Source organism: Amycolatopsis sp. NPDC031561 (assembly GCF_055580625.1).
Genome location: NZ_JBVILA010000023.1, coordinates 147,800 through 170,453 on the forward strand (window position 1 = coordinate 147,800; position 22,654 = coordinate 170,453).

A 22,654-nucleotide genomic window follows, 5' to 3' on the forward strand; every position below is an offset into this window, starting at 1 on the left:
TTCCCCTCACCCCGCGCCTCAGCGCACCGAAGTGCGTTTAGCCCCCTAATCGCGTTCTGGAGGCGGCTGCCAGCAGAGCACGATTAGGGGGCTAAACGCAGGTCAGGACGCCAGAGAACGGACAGCCCGAATGGCGTCCGGGACGGCACCGAGGATGCCGGAAGCCGAGGTCGGCGCGCCGTCGGCGGCCAGCGACCCGGCGAGCGAGTGGACGTGCGCGGCGGCGCCGGCCGCCAGCCACGGGTCGAGCCCGGCCGCGAGCAGCGCGCCGATGAGACCGGACAGCACGTCCCCCGATCCCGCCGTCGCGAGCCACGATCCCCGCGGCGTGTTCACCAGCGCGCGTCCGTCCGGCGCCGCGACCACCGTGCAGTGCCCCTTCAAGAGCACGACGGCGTCGTACTTCCGCGCGGCCGACCGCGCCGCCGCGACCCGGTCCGCCCCCGGCGGCGAACCCATCAGCCGCTCGAACTCCCCCGCGTGCGGGGTCAGCACGAGCGGCGTGTCCGGATCGCGCGCGTCGAGCACGTCGGGCGAGCGCGCGATGATCGTCGTCGCGTCGGCGTCCGCGCACACCGGCACGCCACGCCCGAGCACGAACCGCAGCACGTCCCGCCCCTCGTTCCCGGTCCCGATTCCCGGTCCGACGACCCACGCCTGGACCCGTCCGGCATCGGTCACCGAACCCGTCGCGATGACGTCGGGCCAGCGCCCGCGCACCACGTCGGCGGCGTGCCCGGCGTACCGCACGAGTCCGGACGTCGCCCGCAAGGCGGCGCCCGCGGCGAGCACGCCCGCACCCGGGTACGTCGCGGATCCCGCGGCCACCCCGACCACGCCTTGGCTGTACTTGTCGTCACCCGGCCCTGGCACCGGCCACGCCGCGGCGACGTCGGCCGTGTCGAGCCGCCGCAGATCGGGTTCGCCGAGTTCCGGTCGCAGGCCGATGTCGACCAGTGCGACCTCGCCGCAGGACGCGGGCGCGAGGACGTGCACCGGTTTGAGCGCGCCGAAAGTGACCGTGCGGTCGGCGACGACCGCCGGACCGTCGACGGCGCCGGTGTCCGGGTCCACCCCGCTCGGCAGATCGACGGCCAGCACGGGCGAACTCACGTGCTCCAGCAGCGCGGCGGCATCCGCCCGCAAGGGACCTCGCGCCGAGATCCCGACGATCCCGTCGAGGACGAGATCTGCACGGATGATCCACTGTGGACCGTCCTCAACGGACACCACCCTGCCGCCGGATCGCTTCAAGGCGGCCAAACCCGGGCCGTGAGCTCGTTCAGGCTTCAGCAGGATCGCCGAGACGGCCACGTTGCGGCGGCGCAGGAACGCGCCGGCCCACAAGGCGTCACCGCCGTTGTTGCCCGACCCGACGAGCAGCGTCACCCGCCGTCCGGACACCGAACCCGTTTGGTCTTCCAGCATCGCCGCGGCGTGCACCGCGAGGCCGAACGCCGCTCGCCGCATGAGCCCGCCGTCGGGAGTGACGGCGAGCAACCGGTCCTCCGCCGCGCGAATCCGTTCCGTGGTCCAGATTCCCTGCACGACGCCTCCGGTCCTTACTCGACGGTGACCGACTTCGCCAGGTTACGCGGCTTGTCGACGTCGTACCCGCGCGTACGGGCGATTTCCGCGGCCAGCACCTGCAGCGGAACCGTCGAAACCAGCGGTTGCAGCAGCGTCGGGACGGCCGGGATCTCGATCAGTTCGTCGGCGAACGGGCGGACGGTCTCGTCGCCTTCCTCCGCGATCACGATCGTGCGGGCGCCGCGCGCCTGGATCTCGCTGATGTTCGACACCAGCTTCGAGTGCAGCACCGCGCGCCCCTTCGGCGACGGCATCACCACGACGACGGGCAGGCCGTCTTCGATCAGCGCGATCGGGCCGTGCTTGAGCTCACCGGCGGCGAAGCCTTCGGCGTGCATGTACGCCAGTTCCTTGAGCTTCAGCGCGCCTTCGAGGGCGACCGGGAAACCGACGTGACGGCCGAGGAACAGCACCGCCTTCGAGTCGGCGATCCGGCGGCCGAGGTCACGGACCTGGTCCACAGTGGACAGAACCTTCTGCACCGCGGCGGGCATGGCCTCGAGCTCGGCGAACTCGCGGGCGACCTCGTCCGGGTACTTCGTGCCGCGGGCCTGCGCGAGCGCCAGGCCGACCAGGTAGTTGGCCGCGATCTGAGCGAGGAACGCCTTCGTCGAGGCGACACCGATCTCCGGACCGGCGTGCGTGTAGAGGACGGCGTCCGACTCGCGCGGGATCTGCGCGCCGTTGGTGTTGCAGACGGCCAGGACGCGGGCCTTCTGCTCGCGAGCGTGACGGACGGCTTCGAGGGTGTCCGCGGTCTCGCCCGACTGTGAGACGGCGACGACCAGCGTCGCGCGGTCCAGCACCGGGTCGCGGTAGCGGAACTCGCTCGCCAGCTCGACCTCGACGGGGAGGCGGGTCCAGTGCTCGATGGCGTACTTGGCGACGAGGCCGGAGTGGTACGCGGAACCACAGGCGACGACGAAGACCTTGTCGACGTCGCGCAGGTCCTGATCGGAGATGCGCTGCTCGTCGAGGATGATCCGGCCGCCGTCGAAGTGGCCGCGCAGCGTGTTCGCCAGCGCCTCGGGCTGCTCCTCGATCTCCTTGAGCATGAAGTACTCGTGGCCGCCCTTTTCCGCGGCCGAGAGATCCCAGTCGACGGTGAACGGCTTGGCCTGCGCGGCGTCGCCGTGGAAGTCGGTGACCTCGTAGCCGTCGCGGGTGATCACGACGAGCTGGTCCTGGCCGAGCTCGACGGCCTCGCGGGTGTGCTCGATGAACGCGGCGACGTCGGAAGCGACGAAGTGCTCGCCTTCGCCCACGCCGACGACCAGCGGCGAGGAGCGACGGGCGGCGACGATGGTGTCCGGCTGGTCGGCGATGGTCACGACCAGGGTGAACGCGCCTTCGAGGCGGCGGCAGACCGCGGCGACGCTGGCCGAGAAGTCGCCCTTCGTGTCGCCCTCGGTGTACGCGCGGGAGATGAGGTGCGCGGCGGTCTCGGAGTCGGTGTCGCTCGCCATCTCGACGCCGTCGGCCTCGAGCTCGGAGCGCAGGGCGGCGAAGTTCTCGATGATGCCGTTGTGCACGACGGCGACGCGCTGGGAGGCGTCGCGGTGCGGGTGCGAGTTGCGGTCCACCGGGGCGCCGTGGGTGGCCCAGCGGGTGTGGCCCATCCCGGCGGTGCCGGTGAAGGCGTCCCTGCCGACGGTTTCGAGCTGGGTCTCCAGGTTGGCCAGGCGGCCCGCCTTGCGCTCGACGTTCAGCGCACCGGCGCCGTCGAGGACCGCGACGCCTGCCGAGTCATAGCCGCGGTACTCCATCCTGCGCAGGCCGCCGATGACGACGTCCAGGGCCGGGCGGTGTCCTACGTATCCCACGATTCCACACACGGCCACCACCCTAACGACGGAAATCCGGCCGTTTCGCGCGGGCGCCCGCACTCGCGTTCAGCGGGCTAAACGCGATCCGCGGGGCGGCGCGCGGGCCGGACGGGGGTGCGGGCAGTAAGGTCACGAACATGGCCAGCAAGCCCAAACAGCTGCTCGCGGAGCTGTCCCACCCAGGTCCGCACGAGGTGCTGCGCGGCAACCTCGCCCTGGTCGGGCTCCCCGGCGTCGTGTTCACCCCCCGCTCAGGGCTCGGTCTGCCCGCGATCGCGTTCGGGCATGGATGGCTGCAGCCGACCGGGAGCTACCGGCATCTGCTCCGGCACCTCGCGAGCTGGGGCATCGTCGCGGCGGCCCCGGCTACCCAGCGCGGACCGCTGCCGTCGCACCGGCTACTGGCCGGAGACCTGCTGACCACGCTCGACCTGATCACGACGGTCCGTCTCGGACCGGACGGCATCAGCGTCGACCCGGCGAAACTCGGCCTGGCCGGGCACTCGACCGGTGGCGGCTCGGCCATTCTCGCCGCCGCTCAGGCAGCCGAGAACGACGAGCGGCCCCGGATTCGCGCTGTCGCGACCATCACTCCCGCGCAGACGCTGCCTCCCGCGACGGTGTCGGCCCAGTCGGTGACCGCGCCCGGCCTGCATCTCGCGGCGAGCGAAGACCTGGTCGCGCCGCCTGTCGGACATGCAGAGGCGATCGCGGACGCGTGGGGCGGGCCGGTGCAGCTGCGGACGCTCGGGAAGTCGTCGCACCTCGGTGTCACCGAGGGCAGGCACTGGAGCCAGCTGTTGCTGCACGGGAAGCCGCACCGCGGGACCCAGCAGTTGACGAGGGCCCTGTTCACCGCGTTCTTCCTCACTCACCTGACGGGGACGACGAAGTACCAGCCTCTCCTGGACGCCGACGTCAAACGCGCCCCCATCGAGACCCAGGACGAACCCGCCGCCTGACCCCGGCCGACCTGCGTTTCGCGGGCTAATCGCGATCCGGGCCCCGACGCGCGCCTCGTTACTTAGCCTGCCTACGCGTCGCGGTTAGCCCGCGAAAGTCGACACGGTCCCGGGAGGGCTGGCCGTACGGCCAGATCGCGGTTAGCCCGCGAAAGTCGACGCGGTCCGGGCGAGCGGAGCGAGTAAAAGGAGGGCCCGGCTCTGCTGAGCCGGGCCCTGAAGTGCGGTGAGACGGTCAGTCGACCATCCACGAGTTGTTCGAGAAGTCGTCGTCGTCGAAACCCTTGTCGTCGCGGGCGTGACGACCTCGACGACGCGCGGGCGTGCCAGGCGCTTCGGGCGTCTCGGCACTCGGAGCGGGCGGCGCCGCCGCAGCCGGCGGGACGTCCACCGTCGCCGGCATTCCGGGCACCCCGGGCGCGACCGGAGGAGGCGGCGGGGGCGGAGGCGCAGGCCGCGATGCATTGGGCTGGCCACTGAACTCGGCGAACCGGGCGTCCGGCTTGTCGTCGTCCTCGATGCCGAAGCCCATCGTGTGGCTGCGGTCGGCGGTCGTCTTGCCGGTCAGCCAGCCGCCCGCCTCCTTGCTCCGCTTTCCCAGTTCCTGCATGTGGGCCGCGTACTTGTCGTGGACGGCGGCGTCCTTCTGCATGGTTTCCATCGCCTGGGCCTTGGCGTCGGCGAGGTGCCGCTCCCGCAGTCCGCGCTGCTCCAGCTGCTCGGTGATGGCGGCGTCCTGCCTCGACATGGCGGCCGCCAGCCGGTCGACAGCGCTCATCGGTCCTCCCTCGTTCCCCGGTTACCGATCATCGCTCGTAGCTGATCGAACGGTCGCCGCCATCGTCGTCGAGCGAACCGCTGATCCGGCCGCCCGCGCCGCTGGTCTCGAAAATGCCACCCTCGACGCGGTACTGGCTCGAGCCGCGTTGCGTGTCACCGCCGCCACCGCCACCACCGGCCGCGCCGCCCATGGCACCCATTCCACCCATCATGCCGCCCATTCCGGCGGACGAGCTTCCGGCACCGGCTCCCGCGGGCGCCGGGTCCATCCCGCCGGGCGCCATCCCGAGACCGCCTTCGACGGCGGCCGGCTGCGCGCCGCCCCCGGTCTGGATGCCCGCTTCGAGCGAACCGGCCTCGTTCAGCGACCCCGCCGAACCACCCTCGCCGACACCGCCGAGCGCTCCTTCGAAGCTGCCACCGCCTCCGCCGCCGCCGCTCGCGGTCGGCACGGTGCCCTCACCACCCGAGCCCGACGCGGCGCCACCGGCGGCCTCGGCCTCCGCGGAAACCGCGGCGGTCCCTTCGCCACCACTGACTCCACCACTGACTCCAGCACCGACCTCGACGCCACCCGGAGCGGCGAAACCGGCGCCGTCCGCCGGCGCGGGCATCGTGCGGACCTCGCCGACCCCGTCGACCTTGCCGGGCTGCGGATTGCCGGGATTCCGGTCGTCCAGGCCGTTCTTGACGTCGTCGGTGTCGATGACGTCGCCGGGCTTGAGTTCCTTCTTCTCACCCTTTTCGTCGAGGGTGTAAGTGGTCGGCTCGCCCTTGCCGTCGTCGACGGTCACCACGGTCGGGCCGTTCGGGCCGTCCGGCTGCTCGGCGGTGATCTTGAGGTTGCCGTCCTGGATGTGGATCTTGCCGTCCGGGCCGGGCCGGTAGACGCCGTCCTTGCCGGGCTCGCCTTCCTTGACCGCGCCCTGCGGACCGAAGTCGCCGTCCTTGCCGTCCTTGGCCTTTTCGCCGTCCTTGCCCTCTTCGCCCTTGGGATCGTCGAAGTCGAGCTTGTAGTCCTTCTCGTTGCCCTTGCCGTCGTCGACCTTGATGTCCATCTTGCCGTCTTTATCCGGCTCGGTCATCTCGATCTTGTTGTCGCCCTTTTGGACGGTCATGGTGTCCTGACCGTCGATGCCGTCCTTGATCGCCTCGCCCGTCGCCGGGTCGATCGGGTACGGCTTGCCGGTCTCGGGGTCCAGCTCAAGCGGCTTCCCGGTGACCGGGTTCGTGCCCTCGGCGGGCTTGTCCTCCGGTTTCGGCGCCTCAGGCACCTCCGCCGCCGGCGGTGTGCTGCTGCCGCCTCCGCCACCGGGAGGCGTGCCGCCCCCGCCGCCGGGCGGGGTGCCACCGCCACCACCGGGCGGGGTCCCGTTGCCCGGCGGCTTCTCGGTGCCCGGAGGCTTCTCGTTGCCCGGCGGCTTTTCGGACCCGGCCGCGGGGAACGGGTTCGTGTAGTCCTCCATGAACCGCGAAAGCTCGTGGTACTGCGTGTTGATCGTGTCGGTCGCGTTCTTGCAGAGCTTCTTGAAGTTCTCGTACCGCTCACCGAACTCGGTGGCGAAAGAACCCTTCAGCCACTGCTTCGCGGCCCCGATCGCATAGTCCTTGTTCTCGTCGTTCAGCTTGCAGTCGTCGTGACGCAGCCGTTCGGCGAGGTTGTTGCCCGGACACGCGGAGTCGAGCCAGTACGCGACGTCCATGAGCTTTTCTTTGGAACCGACCTTGCCGTTCGCGATGTCGACGACCTGCTTCGCGATGTACAGAGGTGCCGTCGCGACCTTGTCGACCCGGAGCTTCAGCGTTTCGTCGACCTTCAGCTTGAGCGCGGTGTAGATCTTGTCGATGGTCGAGGGCACCAGTTTGATGGCGCCCTCCATCTGCGCGATGAGTTCCTTCGCGTCGGGCTGGATCCGCTGCTCGTACTTGACCTTCGCGGCCGTCGCGCCCTCGCCCTTCCAGTCGTGGAAGAGCGTGGTCAGCGCCGAAGTCGCGTCCTTCTGGGTCTGCTCGACGATCTTCTTGGCGTCGCCGAGATCCTCGACCTCGTCGAACATCTTCTGGAAATTGATCTCACGGTTCTCGTGGAACCGGTCCCAGATGTCGGTCTTGTAGCTGATTTCGCCCGACTTCTCCGGCATCTTGTTCCAGACCTGCTCGGCCCAATCGGAGAAGAAGTCCAGTGCCGGCTTTCCGAGGTCGAGCACCTGGTCGGATTTGGTGGTCGCGCCTCCGGCGGCAGGCCGGGACATGGAGTCGAGGTCCTTGTCGGCCTGTTTCGTCTCGGCCGCCTGCTTCTTGTCCCCCGCGGCGTTCGAGTCACGTTCGGCGACGGCCTTCTTGTAGGCCGCTTCCCTGGCCCACGGCAACATCAAAGCGTCTTTCGTGCCCTGAGTGACGTAGGGGTCGTTCAGCATTTCCTTGATCTGTGCGGGCGTCGGTTCACTCATTACTGGGTCCCCGCCTTGTTGGCAGCCGCGGCGTTCGCCTGGTCGGATGAGGTGTAGCGGGTCGACGCGGTGCTGACCCCGCCGGCGAGCTGGGTGAGCTGGCCCGCGTAGCCCTTCATCGCGTCGGAAATGGCGAGAATCCCGGTGGCATAGCCCTTTTGGTGGTCCTTGTGGACTCGGCCGAAGTTCTCGGGCCCGACCTGGGTCGGCCCCACCTTCCCCGCCTCGGACGTCGTTTTCTCAGCCGCGCGCTCCAACGACGTCGACGCCGTGAGCATCGCCTCTGAATCGGCTTTGTAGCCCCCGTCCGGCATGACCGGTGCCCCCTTCGTCCCGCTCTGTATCCGCCTCGTTGTCCTACCTACGACGCACGCCGACGGCATCAGGTGCCGTCGCATATGCACACAGAATGTACCCACCGGTCACCGAGGCCGCAGGAACATTCACACCTTTGCTAACTCAAACGGTTCCGGCGCAAGAAGCCTGGTAGACCGCGTTTTCGTGGTTTCGCGCCCGCCTCGACCGCCTCGGCGAGAACGGTCGCCGCGCCCCGGATGTCGACCAGGCGATCCAGCTCGTCGAGGTCGATGTCGATCCCGAACTCCACCTCGACCGTCGCCAGGAGCCGGACCCGGCGGCGGGAGTCGACGCCCATTTCGGCGAAGGGCGTGTTCTCGTCGATGGTGTCCGGATCGACGTCGAAGGTCTCGCAGACGAGGGCCTTGATCTCGTCGACGTACTCGCTCCCGTCAGCTGCCATGGGGGGATTCTGTCCCATCCGCGAGCCAGTACCGCGTTCTGGCCGCGGAACGCGCGACCTTGCCGCTGGAGGTCCGCGGCAGCCCGCCGGGTTTCACCAGGAGGAAGGCCCGGAGGCGCACGTCGTGCCGTTCGGCGACAGCGCGGGTGGCAGCGCGCGCGATCTCGGGTTCGTCGAAGTCGGGGGCCTTCCGGGCGCGTTCGGCGACCACGACGACGCCCTCGCCTTCGTCGCCGTCGACCGAGAACGCGGCGACCCGCTCGGGCCCGAGAAGGGGGTGGGCGTCGGCGACCGTCTCTTCGATGTCGTGAGGGCTGTGGTTACGGCCGTCGATGATGATCAGGTCCTTCAGGCGTCCGGTGACGGAGAGCCTGCCGTCCCGGATCGAGCCCAGGTCGCCGGTGCGGAGCCAGCCGCCCTCCCCGTCGAGTTCGGCGTCGAACACCTCGGCGGTCAACTCCGGGCGCCGCCAGTACCCCGCCGCCACGTTGGGCCCCTTGACCCAGATCTCGCCCGCGTCGACTTTAGCGGGCAAACCGCGCTCCGGTGGGCCGTCGACTTTAGCGGGCAAATCGCGATCCGCCTGCGCGACGACGCGGACCCGCTGTCCCCTCGGCCAGCCGATCTCGACGACCTCGCGGCCGTCCACTTCGGTCACCACCGGGCCGCCGGAGTCGCCGCTGGCGACGTAGACCGTCGCCTCGGCCAGGCCGTAGGACGGCCGGAACGCGCCCCTCGGGAACCCGTGGGGTTCGTACGCGGCGAGGAACCCCCGGACGGTCGCCGCCCGGACCGGTTCACTGCCGCTGAGCGCGATCGACACCGTCGAGAGGTCGTACTCGGCGCGCTTCGGCTCGGGCACGGCCTCGGTCACCAGGTCGTACGCGAAGTTCGGCGCCGCCGTGAGCGTGTTCGGATACGCCGACATCAGCAGCAGCCAGCGCTCCGGGCGCCGGATGAACTCCAGCGGCGCGATGAACACCGTCCGGCCGCCGGAGTGCATCGTCCCCGCGAGCAGTTGCGCCAGCCCCATGTCGTGGAAGAACGGGATCCAGCCGACGCACGTGGTGTGCTCGCCGACGTCGTAGGCGTCGCAGATCTGCCAGCACGCGGCCGACAGGGCCCGCTGCGTGATGATCACGCCGGCGGGCGATCGCGTCGTGCCGGACGTGTACTGCAGGTACGCGGGGTCTTCGGGGGAAACCCGCGCCGGCCCGGACCGGTCCGCCGGATCCAGCGGCAGCGTGTCGACGGCGACGATCTCGCGGGGTGACGGCACCGGCTCGGCCTCGGCGAACTCCGTGAGCCGCTCGACCAGGGCTTCCGACGTGAGCCAGATGTCGGCGTCGCAGTCGTTGAGGACGCCGACGAGCCGCTCGCGGTGAGCGCGGACGTCCGGCGCGGACAGCGGCACCGCGACGGCCCCGGCGTACAGCGCGCCGAAGAACGCGACGACGTAGGAAAGGTCCTGCCGAGCCGTGATCGCGACGCGGTCGCCCGGCTGGATCACCTCACGCAGCTTCGCGGCGACAGCGCGGACGTGGACAAGAAGGTCGGCCCAGGTCAGCGTGTCCTCGACCGGCTCGTGCCGGTTCGAGCAGTCGAGGTGCGTGTACGCCGGGCGCTCGATGTCGGCGCGTTCGAGCAGGCGGAGCACGAGCGGGGTCCGCAACACTTCTTCCGGCACTTCTTCGGGCACTGGCACATCCTCCGGCCGCGGCTTGGGCATCATACGAACGTGGACGACTTCTTCGTGCTGGACGATCCGGCGGACCGCGTCAGGGCCCTGCGCGATCGCGAGCTCAGCTCGAACCCCGGCGGTGCCGCCGCCGAGACCCCGAACCTCCTGCTGATGGACGGCGCGGACCACCGTCGGCTGCGCGCGGTCGTCAAGGAGGTCATCGCCCTGGTCGAGCCCCTGCCGAACGCCCTGGTCACCGACCTGCGCGTCGCGATTTGCCCGCTAAAGTCGCGCGCCCGGTTCGACCTCGTGGCCGACTTCGCCAGGCCTGCGGCGGCCAGGGTGACCGAAGCGGTACTCGGCACTGTCGAGCCACTCGGCGAGAAGCTGCTGACGAAGCTGTCGGAGACGGCCGCGAACCTGGACGTCTGGTCGGGCGGACCGGCCGGAGCCGACATGGCCGCGCTCCGGGTCGCGATGTTCTTCCTCAAGGCGACCGCCGTCGAAGGAGGCGGGCTGGCGCTGCTCCGCGAAGCGCACGAAGCGGGCCGGATCACCGAGGACGAGCTGATGATCACGCCGGTGATGCTCGCCCACGCGGCGTACGAGAACTCCATGAACTTCCTCGCCCTCGCCGGCCTCGAACTCCTCCGCCGCCCAGACGTCCTCGACGACGTACGCGGCCTGATCCACGAAGTCGCCCCGACCCGCTTCGCCGCCCGCCGCGTGACAGCGCCGTTCTCCTTGGGAGACAAGGATTTCACCGCAGACGACAAACTGGCCGTCCCGCTGGGACCCGGCACCGAACTCGCGTTCGGCCTCGGCCGCCACACCTGCCCCGGCTCGCGCATCGCGGTCGCCGAGGGCGAAGTGGCACTTCGCGCCCTAGCCGAAGTCCTGACTCCCGACCACGTCGTGGAAGACGTGCGATACAAGACGCACGCCGTCTTCCACGGCGTGGAGCGGGCCATCGTGACGCTGCGGACCTGACGGCTCAGGTCGCCAGCCAGTCGGTGTCGGCGAAATCGTCGTCGTCGCCCCTCGCGGCCGCCCGCCGATGCCGTCCGGCCGGACGTTCCTCCGGCACCGGCGCCGGGGGTGGCGGCGGAACCTGAGGCGCGGGAACGGCGGGCGGCGGCCGGAACGAGATCGGCGGTTCGTCGGCCGTCCGGTATCCGGCACGGCGCTCGTTCTCGGCCTCGTCTTCCTCGAACCCGAAGTCGCCGTCGTCTTCGACCTTGTCGCCCAGGGTCGACTCGGTCTCCCAGCCTCCCGCGGCCTCAGCCCGCCGCTTCTGCTCGAGACGCGCGGTCAGCGCCGCGCTCGTCTCCTGCTTGAGCTTTTCGCCCGCGGCCTGGGTCTCCTCGATCGCCTTGCTCGCCCGGTTGTCGACCAGGTACATCCGGTCGCCGTTCTCGCGCTCCAGTCCGGCGAGCTTGTGCCGGAGTCTGGCGAGATCCTCCTCAGGATTCACTGATCCCCTCCCCTGACCGCTAGCGGAAGCCGATGACGCCGTCGTCGTCGAGCGAACCGCTGATCCGGCTGCCCGTCGTCGTCGCGGTGTCGAACAGGCCGCCGTCGACCCGGTATCCGCTGGACGCGCGCTGCTGGTCTTCACCGGACCCTTGCCCGCCTCCGGCCGCTCCGCCGCCCATCATGCCCATGCCGCCCATCATCCCCGCACCGGCCGCGGCCGGATCCTGGGCGCCCCCGCCGGGCGCTGCCCCGAGCCCGGCGGGCGCCGAAGGAGCGGACGCGCCGCCACCGGCTCCGGCGGGATCCGACGTCTCGCCGAGATCACTTCCGAACGGGTCGCTCAGCGATTGGGCCGTCGTCGATTCGGAATCGGCCGCCGCGACCGCGGCCACCGGTTCGGCCGGGTGACCGGGCGCCGGGGCGGGTGCTCCGCCGCCGTCACCGCCGGACGTCGCGTCGTGCGGACGAACGCCCTGCTCGGCCTGCTGACGAGCGACGTCTTCGACCGGCCGGGCCGCGGCGCCTTCCGCGGCGTGCCTTGCGGCGGGCTGCGGCGTGGAGTCCGGGCTCGCGTGACGGCCGCCCGCGGGTTCGTCTTCGCCCAAGGTGTACTTCGACGGGTGCCCGGACCCGTCGTCGACGGTCACCAGCGTCGGCCCGTCAGGACCGCCGGGCCGTTCCGCGGTGATCTTGAGCCCGCCGTCCTCGATGTGGATCTTGCCGTCGGGGCCCGGCTGATGGACCTGCCCGGGATTCGCGGCGGGACGCGACGCCGACTGCTGGTCGAGCCGCTCGGCGGTGTCCCGGTGCACAGGCCCGCCCGCCGCGTCGCCGGTGCCCGGCGTGGCCTTGCCGTCGCCGAAATCGAGGTTGTAGTCCTTGGCCTGACCGGCTCCGTCCTGGACGGAGATGCCCATCTTCCCGTCGGCGCCGGGCTCGGCCATGGAGATCTTGCGGTCGCCCTGCTCGACCGTCACAGTCTCGGGCCGGGTGCCGTCGGTGTCGCTCTTGATCGCCGCACCCGTGCGGGGATCGATCGGATACGGCTCCCCGGTGGCCGGGTCGACGTCGAGCGGCTTGTCCGTGACCGGGTTCTTCTCCTGTCCCGGCACTTCCGGTGGTTCCGGCTGCTTGTATTCGACGGCGCTCGGCGGCGGCATCTGCCCGCCGCCACCCGAAGACTTTCCACCGCCGCCGGAGGAGGGGCCACCGCCACCGGTGTCCTTGCCTCCGCCGCCCTTCTCGACGGGCTTTTCGCCACCCGTCTCCGGGGTTTTGCCCAGGTCTCCGTAGGGGTTCTCGACCACCTGACCGAGTGAATCGAAGTACGCCTTCCACGCGCCGTTGATCGCGTCGCGCGTGTTCTTGCACACCAGCTGGAAGTTCTCGATGTGCTTGCCGAACCAGCCGACGAAGACCTTCCCGAGCCATTCCACCGCTTGAGGTTTGAGGACCTCGTCGATGGTGCTCTGGTCGATGTCACCACCGTCGTCGTTGAACGCGTTCTTGGCATCGATGCTCAGGAACTTGATGCAGTGGATGATGTCGTTCTGGCTGCACGAACCGTCGGCGATGCGGATGATCCGCTCGATGTCCTGCGTCGTGGCACCGTCGATGTTGTCGGTGTACCACTTCTGCAGCCAATCGACCTTCTCCCGGCAGAACTTGCCCACCGAGGCATTGGTGCGCAGAAGCCCGTCACCGGCGGCTTTGAAAGCCTCGGCGACCAGACCGGTCTTGTCCGAATAGGCCTTCTGATAGGCACGCGCCTGATCGGCCGCCGCGCCGTCCCAGGTGCCGAGCGAGTTCCCCAGTTTCCCGGAGACGTCCTGCGCCGATCCGGCGATGGCCGTGCTGACCGCGGTCAGTTCGTCCGCACTCGCCTTGAACAGGTTGAACGGGATGTTGTCCTGCTCGTGGTAGGCGGTTCGCAAGGTCTCGATCGCCACGACGGCGCCGACGGCCTTGGACAGGCTCACGGCACGGACGTAGAGCGGATGGAAGTTTTCGTAGACCTTGAACCCCGAAAGGCCGGGCACCATGATGTCGTTCGAATTCGCGCAGCCGGGATCGGTCTCGGTGGCGCGCCCGGCGATCTCCTGGCTCTTCGCCGCGTCCTTGTTCAGCGCGTCGCGATCGCCTTGCCGTCCCGCGGCCTGGCTCGCGTCGTACTTTTCCTGGGCGGTCTTGTAGGCCGCCTGGACATCTTCGAGATAGCCGTCATTGTCGCCGATGTCGCTTTCGGTGATCCAGTCACCGTTCATCGACTTGATGTAGTCCCGGAAGCCGTTCCGCTCGGCTTCGCTGGCGAAACCGCAGCTTTCCGGCGACTCGTCCTCGATGTAGTCGATGTAGTTGAGGGCGAGTTCGCGTTTGGTGTCGCGGTCGATGTTCGGGTCGTTGAGGATCTTCTCGACTTCGGCCCGGCTGGGAATGTCGTGCCCGGTGTCGCCACCGACGTCCGCGAGAGGCATCAGTGCTTCCTCATCTCGGCCGCGTTGGCGTCCTCATTGGACTGATAGAGGTCCTTGGACGCCGCGAGTTTGCGGCCGAACTCGTCCGACGCCGCGAGATAGCTGCGCGCGCATTTCGCGAGGCGCTGGATGCTCGCGGAGTAACCGGTGAAGCAGTCACCGTGCGCCGGCCCGAAGCTCGCCGCGCTCAGGTTGATCTGCTCGACCGCCCCGATCGGCCCTTCGCAGGCCTGCTTGGGCAGATCCTGCAGGACCTTGGCGGCCTCGTTCAGCTGCGCCGGATCGACCTTGTGCCCTTTGCCCGTCACTCTTCACCCTCCCCTGAGTGCTCACGTCCAGTCCATGATCGGACGCGCGCGGCACCGTTTCGGTGCCGGTGACCCGCACACGGAATGTACCGGGCCGGTAACCGGGGCGCAGCGACTTGGAGAGATCGTGAGTGGGCTTACGAGGCGGAGGAAACGACTCCCGCGAGCCTGTCGGCGGCCGCCTGTGCGGTGTCGTGCGCGGGGGCTTCGACCATGACGCGGACCAGCTGTTCGGTGCCCGACGGGCGCAGGAGAACACGGCCCTCGTCGCCGAGTTCGGCCTCGACGGCGCCGACGGCGTCGCGGACCGCGGCCGAGACGGCGACCGCCGCCTTGTCCGCCACGGGGACGTTCACCAGCACCTGCGGCAGGCGGTTCATGACGGCGGCGAGGTCGGCGAGCGACTTGCCGGTGGACGCCATGCGGCTCATCACCCGCAGCGCGGTGAGGAGACCGTCGCCGGTGGTCGCGAACGCGGGGAGGACGACGTGGCCCGACTGTTCGCCGCCGAGGGCGAGCCCGCTCGCGCGGAGCTCCTCGAGGACGTAGCGGTCTCCGACGGCGGTGGTCACCAGGTTGATCTCGTGCGCGCGCATCGCCAGGTGCAGGCCGAGGTTGCTCATCACGGTCGCGACCAGGGTGTTCTTGGTGAGCTCGCCGGTCTCGGCGAGGGCGAGCGCGAGGACGGCCATGATCTGGTCGCCGTCGATGAGCTCTCCCGCGGCGTCGACGGCGACGCAGCGATCCGCGTCACCGTCGTGTGCGATCCCGAGGTCGGCGCCGTGCTCGACGACGGCCGCGCGCAACGCGTCCGGGTGATTCGACCCACAGTGCTCGTTGATGTTCACGCCGTCCGGGTCGGCGTGGATCGCGATGACCTCGGCTCCGGCCTTGCGGTAGACCTCGGGGGCGGCGAAGGACGACGCGCCGTTGGCGCAGTCGACGACGACGCGCAGGCCCGCGAGCGGGTGCGGGGTGGCCGAGAGCAGGTGCTGGATGTAGCGCTCACCCGCGTCGGGGACGTCCTTGACGCGGCCGACGCCGGTCCCGGTCGGACGGGCGACGGGAGCGGCGAGACCGGCCTCGATCTCGTCTTCGATCCCGTCGGGAAGCTTGTGGCCGCCCGCCGCGAAGAGCTTGATGCCGTTGTCGGGCATGGGGTTGTGGGAGGCGGAGATCATCACGCCGAGGTCGGCTTCGAGCGCGCCCACCAGGTAGGCGACGGCGGGCGTCGGGAGGACGCCGAGACGGAGGACGTCGGCGCCGGCGGAGGTGAGGCCCGCCACCACGGCGGCCTCGAGCATCTCGCCGCTGGCACGCGGGTCACGGCCGACGACCGCGACCGGACGGTGCGAACGGTCGTGGGCGGCGAGGACGCGCGCGGCGCTGGCGGCGAGCGAGAGCGCCAGCTCCGGGGTCAGCTCCTCGTTGGCGAGGCCACGTACGCCGTCGGTACCGAATAGACGAGCCATCTGTCGACCTCCTTGAAAAACCACCACGACAACCTAGCGAGCCCCGAAAAAGTGCGTTTAGCGGGCTAAACGTGATACGCCTGAGGCGCATGGGGCAGGTGGGACCACCGGGAAAACGAGACCGAAAGACCCCGGAAACACGGAAGCGCCCATCCGAGAGACGGATGGGCGCTTCCGCGGGTTGCGCCAGAGGCGCGATCAGCGCTTGCTGTACTGCGGAGCCTTACGGGCCTTCTTGAGGCCGTACTTCTTCCGCTCCGTGGCGCGGGCGTCACGGGTGAGGAAGCCGGCCTTCTTCAGGGCCGGGCGGTCGTCGGCGTCGACCTCGACGAGCGCGCGAGCGATCGCGAGACGGAGCGCACCGGCCTGGCCCGAGATCCCGCCACCGTGCAGGTTGGCGAAGATGTCGAACGAGTCGGGCTTGTCGACCGTCACCAGCGGCTCACGGATGAGCTGCTGGTGCACCTTGTTCGGGAAGTACTCTTCGAGCGTGCGGCCGTTGAGCTTGAACTCACCGGTACCGGGGACGACGCGGACCCGGACGACGGCTTCCTTGCGGCGGCCGACGGTCTGGGCGTTGCCACCGGCGGCACGCGACGGGCGCGCGGCGGCCGGGGTCTCGCTGGTCGCGACAGCGTCGCCGACTGCGGGGGTCTCCGTGGTCGCGACGGCCTCAACGGCCTCGGTCGCGGTCTCCTCGGTGCTGGTCACAGACTGTTCCTCACTCACTGCGCGACCTGCGCGATCTTGGTGATCTCGCGCGCCTGCGGCTGCTGCGCGGCGTGCGGGTGCTCAGGGCCGGCGTAGACCTTGAGCTTCTTCCCCTGGGCGCGGCCGAGCTTGTTCTTCGGGAGCATGCCCTTGACGACCTTCTCGAGCAGGTGCTCGGGCTTGGTGTCGAGCAGCTCGCCGAAGGAACGCTTACGCAGACCGCCGGGGTAACCGCTGTGCCGGTAGGCGAACTTCTGCTCGCGCTTGTTTCCGGTGAGCGCGACCTTCTCGGCGTTGACGATGATGACGAAGTCACCGGTGTCCACGTGCGGGGCGAAGGTCGGCTTGTGCTTGCCGCGCAGCAGCGTGGCGACCTCGGTCGCGAGCCGGCCGAGCACGACATCCTCGGCGTCGATCACGTGCCAGGCACGAGTGACGTCGCCGGGCTTGGGGCTGTACGTGGGCAAGGGTCTACCTCGTCGTCAACATTGCGTGTGGGTTCTGTGCGGGCCTAGCGCTTACGCGCCGCAGCGCACAACGACATATGAAGATACCCCCACGCCCGACCCTACTGCGAAGCGGGGGTCGGTCCGGGGTCCCATACTAGGACCGGCGCCCGGCGGGCGCCCCGCAACTGTACCTCGCCGGTGTGGCGGAACCGCCCACGGCATCGTCCTTCGCGGGAGAGGATGAGACGATCCGGACGCGCACCGCGCGCGGGGACTCGATCAGGGGAACGGCGATGAACAAACGGCCAACGACCATCTTGTGCGTGCTGGGTGCCGTGCTGGCGCTCACCACCGCCTGCGGCCAGGCGCGTGCGGGCACCGCCGTGCCGAAGGGCGCCGACGCGGCGACCTACGTCGGCACGAAGTTCGAAGCGGCGATGAACAAGCTGCAGGACACCATCGGCGACCAGCGCGACGTCACCAGCGAATCGGGCGCCTACTTCCGCTTCGACGAGAAGTACATCCGCAGCACGATCTCCTCGGCCCGCACCGGTTCGCCGGAGAGCCGGGTCAGCCGCCACCGTTCGCAGAAGAACCCGGACGACAGCATCGACTGGTACACCCCGGGCGACGGGGCCGTCGAGTACGCGTACCTCGGACCGGCCTACAAGAGCCTCGCGCCGACGCCGTGGATCTCGATGCCCAAACCCGAAGCCGGTCTGGCCATTCCGTGCGCGTGGAGCGGGATCATCACCGCCTGCAAGATGGCCGACGCCATCGCCGTGGCCTACAACGCGGACAAGAAGATCGTGAAGGGCGCCAAAAGCCTTCCGGAGAAACGGATCGAGCTGACCGCCGACGTCCCGTTCGGCAAGTTCCTCGAGCGGCGGGTGGAGATCCTGCCGACGTCGATCAGCGACGCGATCACGGACGAGATGAAGAAGTCCCCGGTGCCGACGACCGTCTCCCTCAACGCGGACGGGACGCTGAACCAGATCGTGATGGACGCCAAGTTCGAGGGCGGCGGGCACAAGATCGAGCTGCGCTACGACTTCCGGTTCTCGGGCAAGGCGTCCGCGCAGGACCTGCCGAAGCTGCCGGACGCGGCACAGATCACCGTGCTGCCGGACAAGGCCGCCCGCGACGACTTCTACCGCCGGTTCACCGAACTGAAGGGCGTCTGAAGGATGACCGAACGCCTTCGTTCCGACGCCGTGAAGTTCTCGAAGCCCCGAGGTGACCACCGATGAGCCAGCCGCCCGAACAGCAACCGCAACAGCCACAACAGCCGCAGCAGTGGTGGCAGCCACCGGCGAATCCCGGGAACCAGCAGCAGGGCTGGCAGCAGGAGGGGCAGGCCACCGGGCCGCATGCCGGGCAGTGGCAGCAGAACGACGCGGGCGCGGCGGCCACCGGTTCCTACACGGGGCAGTGGCAGCAGGCACCCCAGCCCGGTGTCACCGGTTCGTTTTCCGGGCCCTGGCAGCAAACCGGCGCCCCGGCTCCGGGCCAAGCGTGGCAACCGCAACAGCAGCAGCAGCCGATGCCGCAGCAGCAGGATTGGCAGGCGCCGCACCAGATTCCGGGCACTCCTCCGCAGGGGCAGTACGGCGGCGGGTTCCAGCCCGCGCAGTCGTCCCAGTACGGCGGACTCGGCGCTTTCGGTGCGGAGCCGGAAAAGAAGCCGAAGGTTTCGAAGAAGACGTTGCTGATCGGCGGGATCGCCGCGGTCGTTCTGATCGGGGGCGGCGTCGGGGCCTGGCTGCTCGGCGCGTTCGCGGGCGACAGTCTCGATCAGAAGTCGGTCCAGGACGGTGTCGTCCGGGTGCTCAACGAGCACTACGGGGAACCGGACGTGAAGAACGCGGAATGTCCTTCCGGGCAACCGGTGGTGAACGGCACCACTTTCGATTGCTCGATCGACCTTTCGGGGCAGCGGAAGAAGGTCACCGTCCGGGTGCTGAACACCACCCCGGAATTCGAGGTCGGCGCCCCGCACTGACCGCCACTTGAAAACGACGGAAGCCGCGACGGGAACGCCCGTCGCGGCTTTTTCTTTCACCCAAACGAAACGGCGGGCTCGGCATCCGAAGATGCCTGCCCGCCGTTGCTCGTTCGGAGCGTGAGACTCAGAACAGGCCGGTGACGCCCTGCTCCGTGCTCTGGTAACCGTCGGCCAGCTGCGGCAGCACGCCGGCGACCTGCGCGAGGAGCTGCTTGAGCTCGTCGAACTTGTTGTCCCACTCCTGCTGAGCGGCCAGGTACGCGGTCTGCGCGTCACCCTGCCAGGTGTTGACCAGCGGGGCGAGGTCGCTCTTCAGCTGACCGAACAGGGACTCCAGTTCGCCGCCGGTGCTCGAGCAGTCGTCCGCCGCCGCGTGGATCGTGGCGTAATCGACCTTCATCTCGGCCATGATTTCCTCCAGTGGTTAAGAAAGACTTTGGGTTTGAAAAAGGGTGGAACAGAAGATCAGCCGAGGACGCCGAAGCCCTTGTTGACCGAGTTGATGAGTTCCTGCTGCTGCTGCTCCGAAGCGTTGTACTTCGAGCCCGCCTGCTCCAGCAGTTCACCGATGTTCTGGAGAGCCTGGTTCAGCCCCCGGCCCGCTTCGTCGAAGCGCTTCATCACGTTGTTGAACGCAAGAGCCGCGTCACCGGTCCACCCCGCGCGGGTGGCCTCGATGTTGTCGCGAAGCTTGCTCAGGTTCTGGTCCATCGAGACGCGAACCTCGGTCACCCGCTTCTCGGACTGGGTGAACTGTTCGACGCTTCCTTGAAAACCAGCAGCCATGGGAGCTACCCCCTTCGTTCGTGGTTATCCGCACTTGGTGTGTTCGTTTCGTACGGACCTACGACGGAGACCCTGCCACGTCTGGTTCCCCCTTGTCGCTGTTTGGTTTCAAGTAGTTGCTTGCGTGAACGCTCCCCCTGGGAACCGGGCCTCGACGAGCCGTCCACACCTTGCGAATCGTCCGCGGAAATGGGCTTTCACCACGGGATTTCGCAAACGCACAGCGATCGATCATTCGACGCGGCGCATGATTCGCGACTGCGAAAAGTCCTCGTCGTCTTCACCCACACGTGGCCTTCTGGCCGCGGGTTCTGGCCGAAAGGGAACCAAGTCTGCCGCCGAGGGCAAAGCGGGAACCGGAAGACCGGCGCCCGCGCGGAACCGTTTCGCGGCGTTCCGGACGACAGCGGGGGTCGGCGCGGTCTCGCCGCCCGCGAGCCGTCCCTTGCCGAATTGCTTCGCCAGTTCGGCGTTCTCACCCCGGCGGCGTTCGAACCGCGCCTTGGCGCTGCGGGCGACCTGCCGGGCATAGGTGACCGCGTCGCGCCCTGTGCGCGCGAAATTCTCTGCGGCGGTCTCGGGTTCGGGTGGCATGTGCCTCCCCCTTCAGTTGACGACCACCATCGTTTTGACGACCTGCTCGCAGGCCGCGCTCACCCGCGGTTCGAGCGGTGAGCCGGTGCCGTACTGGCAACCGATGTGGACGCGGATCTTTCCCTGTGCGACGACGTACCAGTCGACGCGTGCCTTCGGCTTGGTCTCGCGGTAGTAGATGACGGTCTTGCCGGCGTAGTTCGCGGAACCGTTGAAGCCACTGTACTTCTCGGGCTCTCGCCCGGCCTCGGCACTGAGATCGTCGACGAGCTTCTGTCTGTCGGCCGTCGCGTCGTAGTTCATCACGTACTCCTGGGCGACCACGAGGTCGTCCCCGGCGAGGGAGTCGTTCGGATGGATCACCACCTGGCGCTTGGCGACGCGGTCGTCGGTCTGCGTCCAGTCCATCGGCGCGATGAAGCGGTAGTCGTACTGGGCGAGGGGCCGGCCTTCCGGCTCGGCCTCCCCGCTGTTGACCGCGAAGAGGACGCCGCCGACGACAGCCGCCACGGCCACGACAGCCGCCGCGATGATCCAGGGCGTCTTCTTGCTCTTCCCGCCCCGCTCGGCGGGCTTGGTCTCGCGAGAGGGCTCAGCGGGCCGCCACGGCGGCGGTGTCGCGATCCCCTGCTGTTGTCCCATCGGAGGCGACGGTGGCCCCTGCCGCGTCGCGTTTAGCGGGCTAAACGCGCTCTGCGGGGGCGGGCCGGGCTGGTGGGGGCCGGGTGGGAACTGAGGGCGCCGGTCGACGGGGGCCGGGGTGGGGGCGCCGCCGACGCGGGAGACCGCGGAGCCCGCCAGCGATCCCGTCCGGTCCGGGTCGATCAGCACCGCGCGCAGGGCGCCGCGGGCGACCACGGTCTCCGGCTGGTCCAGGGTCGTGGGCACGACGCCGGTCCGCTCGTGCACGAGCCGCGACACCATCGGGATCCGGCTCGACCCTCCCACGAGGAAGATCGCCGTCAGCTGCTTCGGCCGCAGCCCGGAATCCCCGATCGCGGCCACGGTCAGCTCGACCGCGCGCCCGAGCGGGCCCGCGATGAGCCGCTCGAGGTCTTCCCGGGTCACATGGGCGTCGGCGAACGGCGGCGGCATCGGCACGTCGGTGTACGCGTGCCGGGACAACGTCTCTTTCGCGCCGCGCACGTCCTGTCGCAGGACGCGGCGACGGCGCCTGTCGGTGAGCTCGCGGCCCTCGACCAGCTTCCGCCATTCCGGCGGATCCACGGACGACACCAGCGAACCCACGTGTTCCAGGAGCGTCTGATCGACGTCAGCTCCCCCGAAGCTCGGGTCCCCCCTGGTGGCCAGGACCTGGAACCCGGCGCGTTTAGCGGGCAAACTGCGATCCGCCGGGCTCCCGGGCATGCGCTGGACCACGGAGACGTCGACGGTGCCGCCGCCGAGGTCGAGCACCGCGAGGGCGTCCCCCGGCCTGCCGCTGAACTCGACGGTGCGCTCGGAATTGAGATCGGCCGGGGCGAACGTCGCCGCGTGATAGACCGCAGCGGCGACCGGCTCCGGCACGAGGGCGACCTGACGCGCGAGCCCGCCCGCCGCCTGCCGGAGCAGGCGGGTCCGTGTCGCGCCCCAGTCGGCCGGGTGGGTCAGGACGAGCAACTCGACCTCGGCGTCACCGGCGAGCCGGCGAGCCTCTGTCACCGCGCGTTTCAGCACGGCGTGGACGACGTCGGTGACGCGGAGGACGTTGTCGCCCAGCAGCAGGTCGCCTTCGTCGATCCGGCGCTTCGGGTTCGGCTCGTAACGCGACGGATCCACCGCCGCCTGCCGCTCCGCCTCCTGGCCGACGAACAGCGTCCCGTCCGGCGCGGCGTAGACCGCCGACGACATCAGGGGCTGCCCGTCCACCACGACGACCTGCGGTTCGCGGCCGTTGATCGAAGCGACTACGCAGGTGCTCGATGTCCCGAAGTCCACCGCTACCCGCACAGTCACTAGCCACTCCCGCAGATCGTCGTCGTCACCCCAAGCCCGGCCCGTACCTCAGCTGGTTCCGCGGGAGGTCAGTCCGGCTGGATCCACGAGACCTGCATGAGCTGCTTGCCGTGCTTCCGGGTGACGAGGTTTCCTCGGCCCGGCGGCATCTGGCTCGGCTTCACGTTGGAGACGAGGTTGCCTTCGTCCCGCGAGCCGTTCATGACCATACCGGGCGCCGCGATCTCCCTGAGCTTGCCGAGGATCGGGTCGAACATCGCCCGGCTCGCGCCACCGCTTCGGCGCACCACGATGACGTGCAGACCGACGTCCTTCGCCTGCGCGAGGAACTCGGCGAGCGGCTTCAGCGGGTTGCTCGTCTGCGTGGCGACCAG

The 22,654-nt window shown here is 69.4% G+C and carries 21 protein-coding genes and 1 pseudogene; 4 read left to right on the top strand and 18 right to left on the bottom strand.

Features of this window, described 5'->3' with window-relative positions:
• Positions 1 to 102: 102 nt before the first annotated feature.
• Both ACZ5IK_RS34530 and glmS read right to left on the bottom strand, forming a co-directional pair.
• Positions 103 to 1,548 (bottom strand): NAD(P)H-hydrate dehydratase, encoded by a 1,446-nt coding sequence (locus ACZ5IK_RS34530; protein ID WP_465491534.1) that lies wholly within the window; start codon positions 1,546 to 1,548, stop codon positions 103 to 105.
• A gap of 14 nt (positions 1,549 to 1,562) precedes the next feature.
• Positions 1,563 to 3,425 carry a glutamine--fructose-6-phosphate transaminase (isomerizing) gene (glmS, locus tag ACZ5IK_RS34535; RefSeq protein WP_465491535.1) on the bottom strand — a complete coding sequence of 621 codons (1,863 nt, stop codon included), beginning with the start codon at positions 3,423 to 3,425 and terminating at the stop codon, positions 1,563 to 1,565.
• A 128-nt stretch (positions 3,426 to 3,553) separates the two neighbouring features.
• Here glmS and ACZ5IK_RS34540 point away from each other — a divergent pair, with 128 nt between their 5' ends.
• Positions 3,554 to 4,378: a dienelactone hydrolase family protein gene (locus tag ACZ5IK_RS34540; RefSeq protein ID WP_465491536.1), complete on the top strand. Its 825-nt coding sequence runs from the start codon at positions 3,554 to 3,556 to the stop codon at positions 4,376 to 4,378.
• A 235-nt stretch (positions 4,379 to 4,613) separates the two neighbouring features.
• Here ACZ5IK_RS34540 and ACZ5IK_RS34545 read toward each other — a convergent pair whose 3' ends face one another.
• From ACZ5IK_RS34545 to ACZ5IK_RS34565, 5 genes are all read right to left on the bottom strand, one after another.
• A complete protein-coding gene (locus ACZ5IK_RS34545) occupies positions 4,614 to 5,156 on the bottom strand; it encodes a hypothetical protein (protein WP_465491537.1) in 543 nt (180 codons plus the stop codon).
• 28 nt (positions 5,157 to 5,184) lie between these two features.
• Positions 5,185 to 7,608: a collagen-like domain-containing protein gene (locus ACZ5IK_RS34550; RefSeq protein WP_465491538.1), complete on the bottom strand. Its 2,424-nt coding sequence runs from the start codon at positions 7,606 to 7,608 to the stop codon at positions 5,185 to 5,187.
• The gene (locus ACZ5IK_RS34555; RefSeq protein WP_410604451.1) at positions 7,608 to 7,922 is read right to left on the bottom strand and encodes a hypothetical protein; all 315 of its coding nucleotides are present in this window, start codon (positions 7,920 to 7,922) and stop codon (positions 7,608 to 7,610) included. Before ACZ5IK_RS34555 ends, ACZ5IK_RS34550 begins: the two co-directional genes overlap by 1 nt.
• 140 nt (positions 7,923 to 8,062) lie before the next feature.
• Complete coding sequence (locus ACZ5IK_RS34560; protein ID WP_020633351.1) at positions 8,063 to 8,368, bottom strand: acyl carrier protein; 306 nt, start codon at positions 8,366 to 8,368, stop codon at positions 8,063 to 8,065.
• Positions 8,358 to 10,097 carry a fatty acyl-AMP ligase gene (locus ACZ5IK_RS34565; protein ID WP_465491539.1) on the bottom strand — a complete coding sequence of 580 codons (1,740 nt, stop codon included), beginning with the start codon at positions 10,095 to 10,097 and terminating at the stop codon, positions 8,358 to 8,360. Before ACZ5IK_RS34565 ends, ACZ5IK_RS34560 begins: the two co-directional genes overlap by 11 nt.
• A 9-nt stretch (positions 10,098 to 10,106) precedes the next feature.
• Here ACZ5IK_RS34565 and ACZ5IK_RS34570 point away from each other — a divergent pair, with 9 nt between their 5' ends.
• Positions 10,107 to 11,039: a cytochrome P450 family protein gene (locus tag ACZ5IK_RS34570; protein WP_465491540.1), complete on the top strand. Its 933-nt coding sequence runs from the start codon at positions 10,107 to 10,109 to the stop codon at positions 11,037 to 11,039.
• Positions 11,040 to 11,043: 4 nt separating this feature from the next.
• Here ACZ5IK_RS34570 and ACZ5IK_RS34575 read toward each other — a convergent pair whose 3' ends face one another.
• The 6 genes from ACZ5IK_RS34575 to rplM form a co-directional block, all read right to left on the bottom strand.
• Positions 11,044 to 11,523 carry a hypothetical protein gene (locus tag ACZ5IK_RS34575; RefSeq protein ID WP_465491541.1) on the bottom strand — a complete coding sequence of 160 codons (480 nt, stop codon included), beginning with the start codon at positions 11,521 to 11,523 and terminating at the stop codon, positions 11,044 to 11,046.
• A gap of 19 nt (positions 11,524 to 11,542) precedes the next feature.
• Entirely contained in the window at positions 11,543 to 13,999 is a 2,457-nt protein-coding gene (locus ACZ5IK_RS34580; protein ID WP_465491542.1) for a hypothetical protein, read from the bottom strand.
• Entirely contained in the window at positions 13,999 to 14,307 is a 309-nt protein-coding gene (locus ACZ5IK_RS34585; protein ID WP_101612197.1) for a type VII secretion target, read from the bottom strand. The genes ACZ5IK_RS34580 and ACZ5IK_RS34585 overlap by 1 nt, the downstream gene beginning before the upstream one ends.
• 137 nt (positions 14,308 to 14,444) lie before the next feature.
• Positions 14,445 to 15,779 (bottom strand): phosphoglucosamine mutase, encoded by a 1,335-nt coding sequence (gene glmM, locus ACZ5IK_RS34590; RefSeq protein WP_465491543.1) that lies wholly within the window; start codon positions 15,777 to 15,779, stop codon positions 14,445 to 14,447.
• A gap of 198 nt (positions 15,780 to 15,977) precedes the next feature.
• Positions 15,978 to 16,490 carry a 30S ribosomal protein S9 gene (gene rpsI, locus ACZ5IK_RS34595; protein WP_037314753.1) on the bottom strand — a complete coding sequence of 171 codons (513 nt, stop codon included), beginning with the start codon at positions 16,488 to 16,490 and terminating at the stop codon, positions 15,978 to 15,980.
• A gap of 14 nt (positions 16,491 to 16,504) precedes the next feature.
• The gene (rplM, locus tag ACZ5IK_RS34600; protein ID WP_101612195.1) at positions 16,505 to 16,957 is read right to left on the bottom strand and encodes a 50S ribosomal protein L13; all 453 of its coding nucleotides are present in this window, start codon (positions 16,955 to 16,957) and stop codon (positions 16,505 to 16,507) included.
• Positions 16,958 to 17,232: 275 nt separating this feature from the next.
• On the opposite strand from rplM, the gene ACZ5IK_RS34605 reads away from it, so the two are divergent.
• Both ACZ5IK_RS34605 and ACZ5IK_RS34610 read left to right on the top strand, forming a co-directional pair.
• Complete coding sequence (locus ACZ5IK_RS34605) at positions 17,233 to 18,123, top strand: hypothetical protein (protein ID WP_101612194.1); 891 nt, start codon at positions 17,233 to 17,235, stop codon at positions 18,121 to 18,123.
• A gap of 62 nt (positions 18,124 to 18,185) precedes the next feature.
• Complete coding sequence (locus tag ACZ5IK_RS34610; protein ID WP_465491544.1) at positions 18,186 to 18,941, top strand: DUF4333 domain-containing protein; 756 nt, start codon at positions 18,186 to 18,188, stop codon at positions 18,939 to 18,941.
• A gap of 127 nt (positions 18,942 to 19,068) precedes the next feature.
• Here the strand turns inward: ACZ5IK_RS34610 and ACZ5IK_RS34615 are convergent, their stop codons facing one another.
• The 5 genes and pseudogenes from ACZ5IK_RS34615 to ACZ5IK_RS34635 form a co-directional block, all read right to left on the bottom strand.
• A complete protein-coding gene (locus ACZ5IK_RS34615) occupies positions 19,069 to 19,353 on the bottom strand; it encodes a WXG100 family type VII secretion target (protein ID WP_410604444.1) in 285 nt (94 codons plus the stop codon).
• Positions 19,354 to 19,409: 56 nt separating this feature from the next.
• Positions 19,410 to 19,730 carry a WXG100 family type VII secretion target gene (locus ACZ5IK_RS34620; protein WP_005166828.1) on the bottom strand — a complete coding sequence of 107 codons (321 nt, stop codon included), beginning with the start codon at positions 19,728 to 19,730 and terminating at the stop codon, positions 19,410 to 19,412.
• A gap of 231 nt (positions 19,731 to 19,961) precedes the next feature.
• Positions 19,962 to 20,324, bottom strand: coding sequence for a hypothetical protein (locus ACZ5IK_RS34625; RefSeq protein WP_465491545.1), 363 nt, complete (start codon positions 20,322 to 20,324; stop codon positions 19,962 to 19,964).
• A 12-nt stretch (positions 20,325 to 20,336) separates the two neighbouring features.
• The gene (locus ACZ5IK_RS34630; protein WP_465491546.1) at positions 20,337 to 22,280 is read right to left on the bottom strand and encodes a type VII secretion-associated protein; all 1,944 of its coding nucleotides are present in this window, start codon (positions 22,278 to 22,280) and stop codon (positions 20,337 to 20,339) included.
• A gap of 68 nt (positions 22,281 to 22,348) precedes the next feature.
• A pseudogene (locus tag ACZ5IK_RS34635) lies at positions 22,349 to 22,654 on the bottom strand (hypothetical protein); the annotation flags it as partial.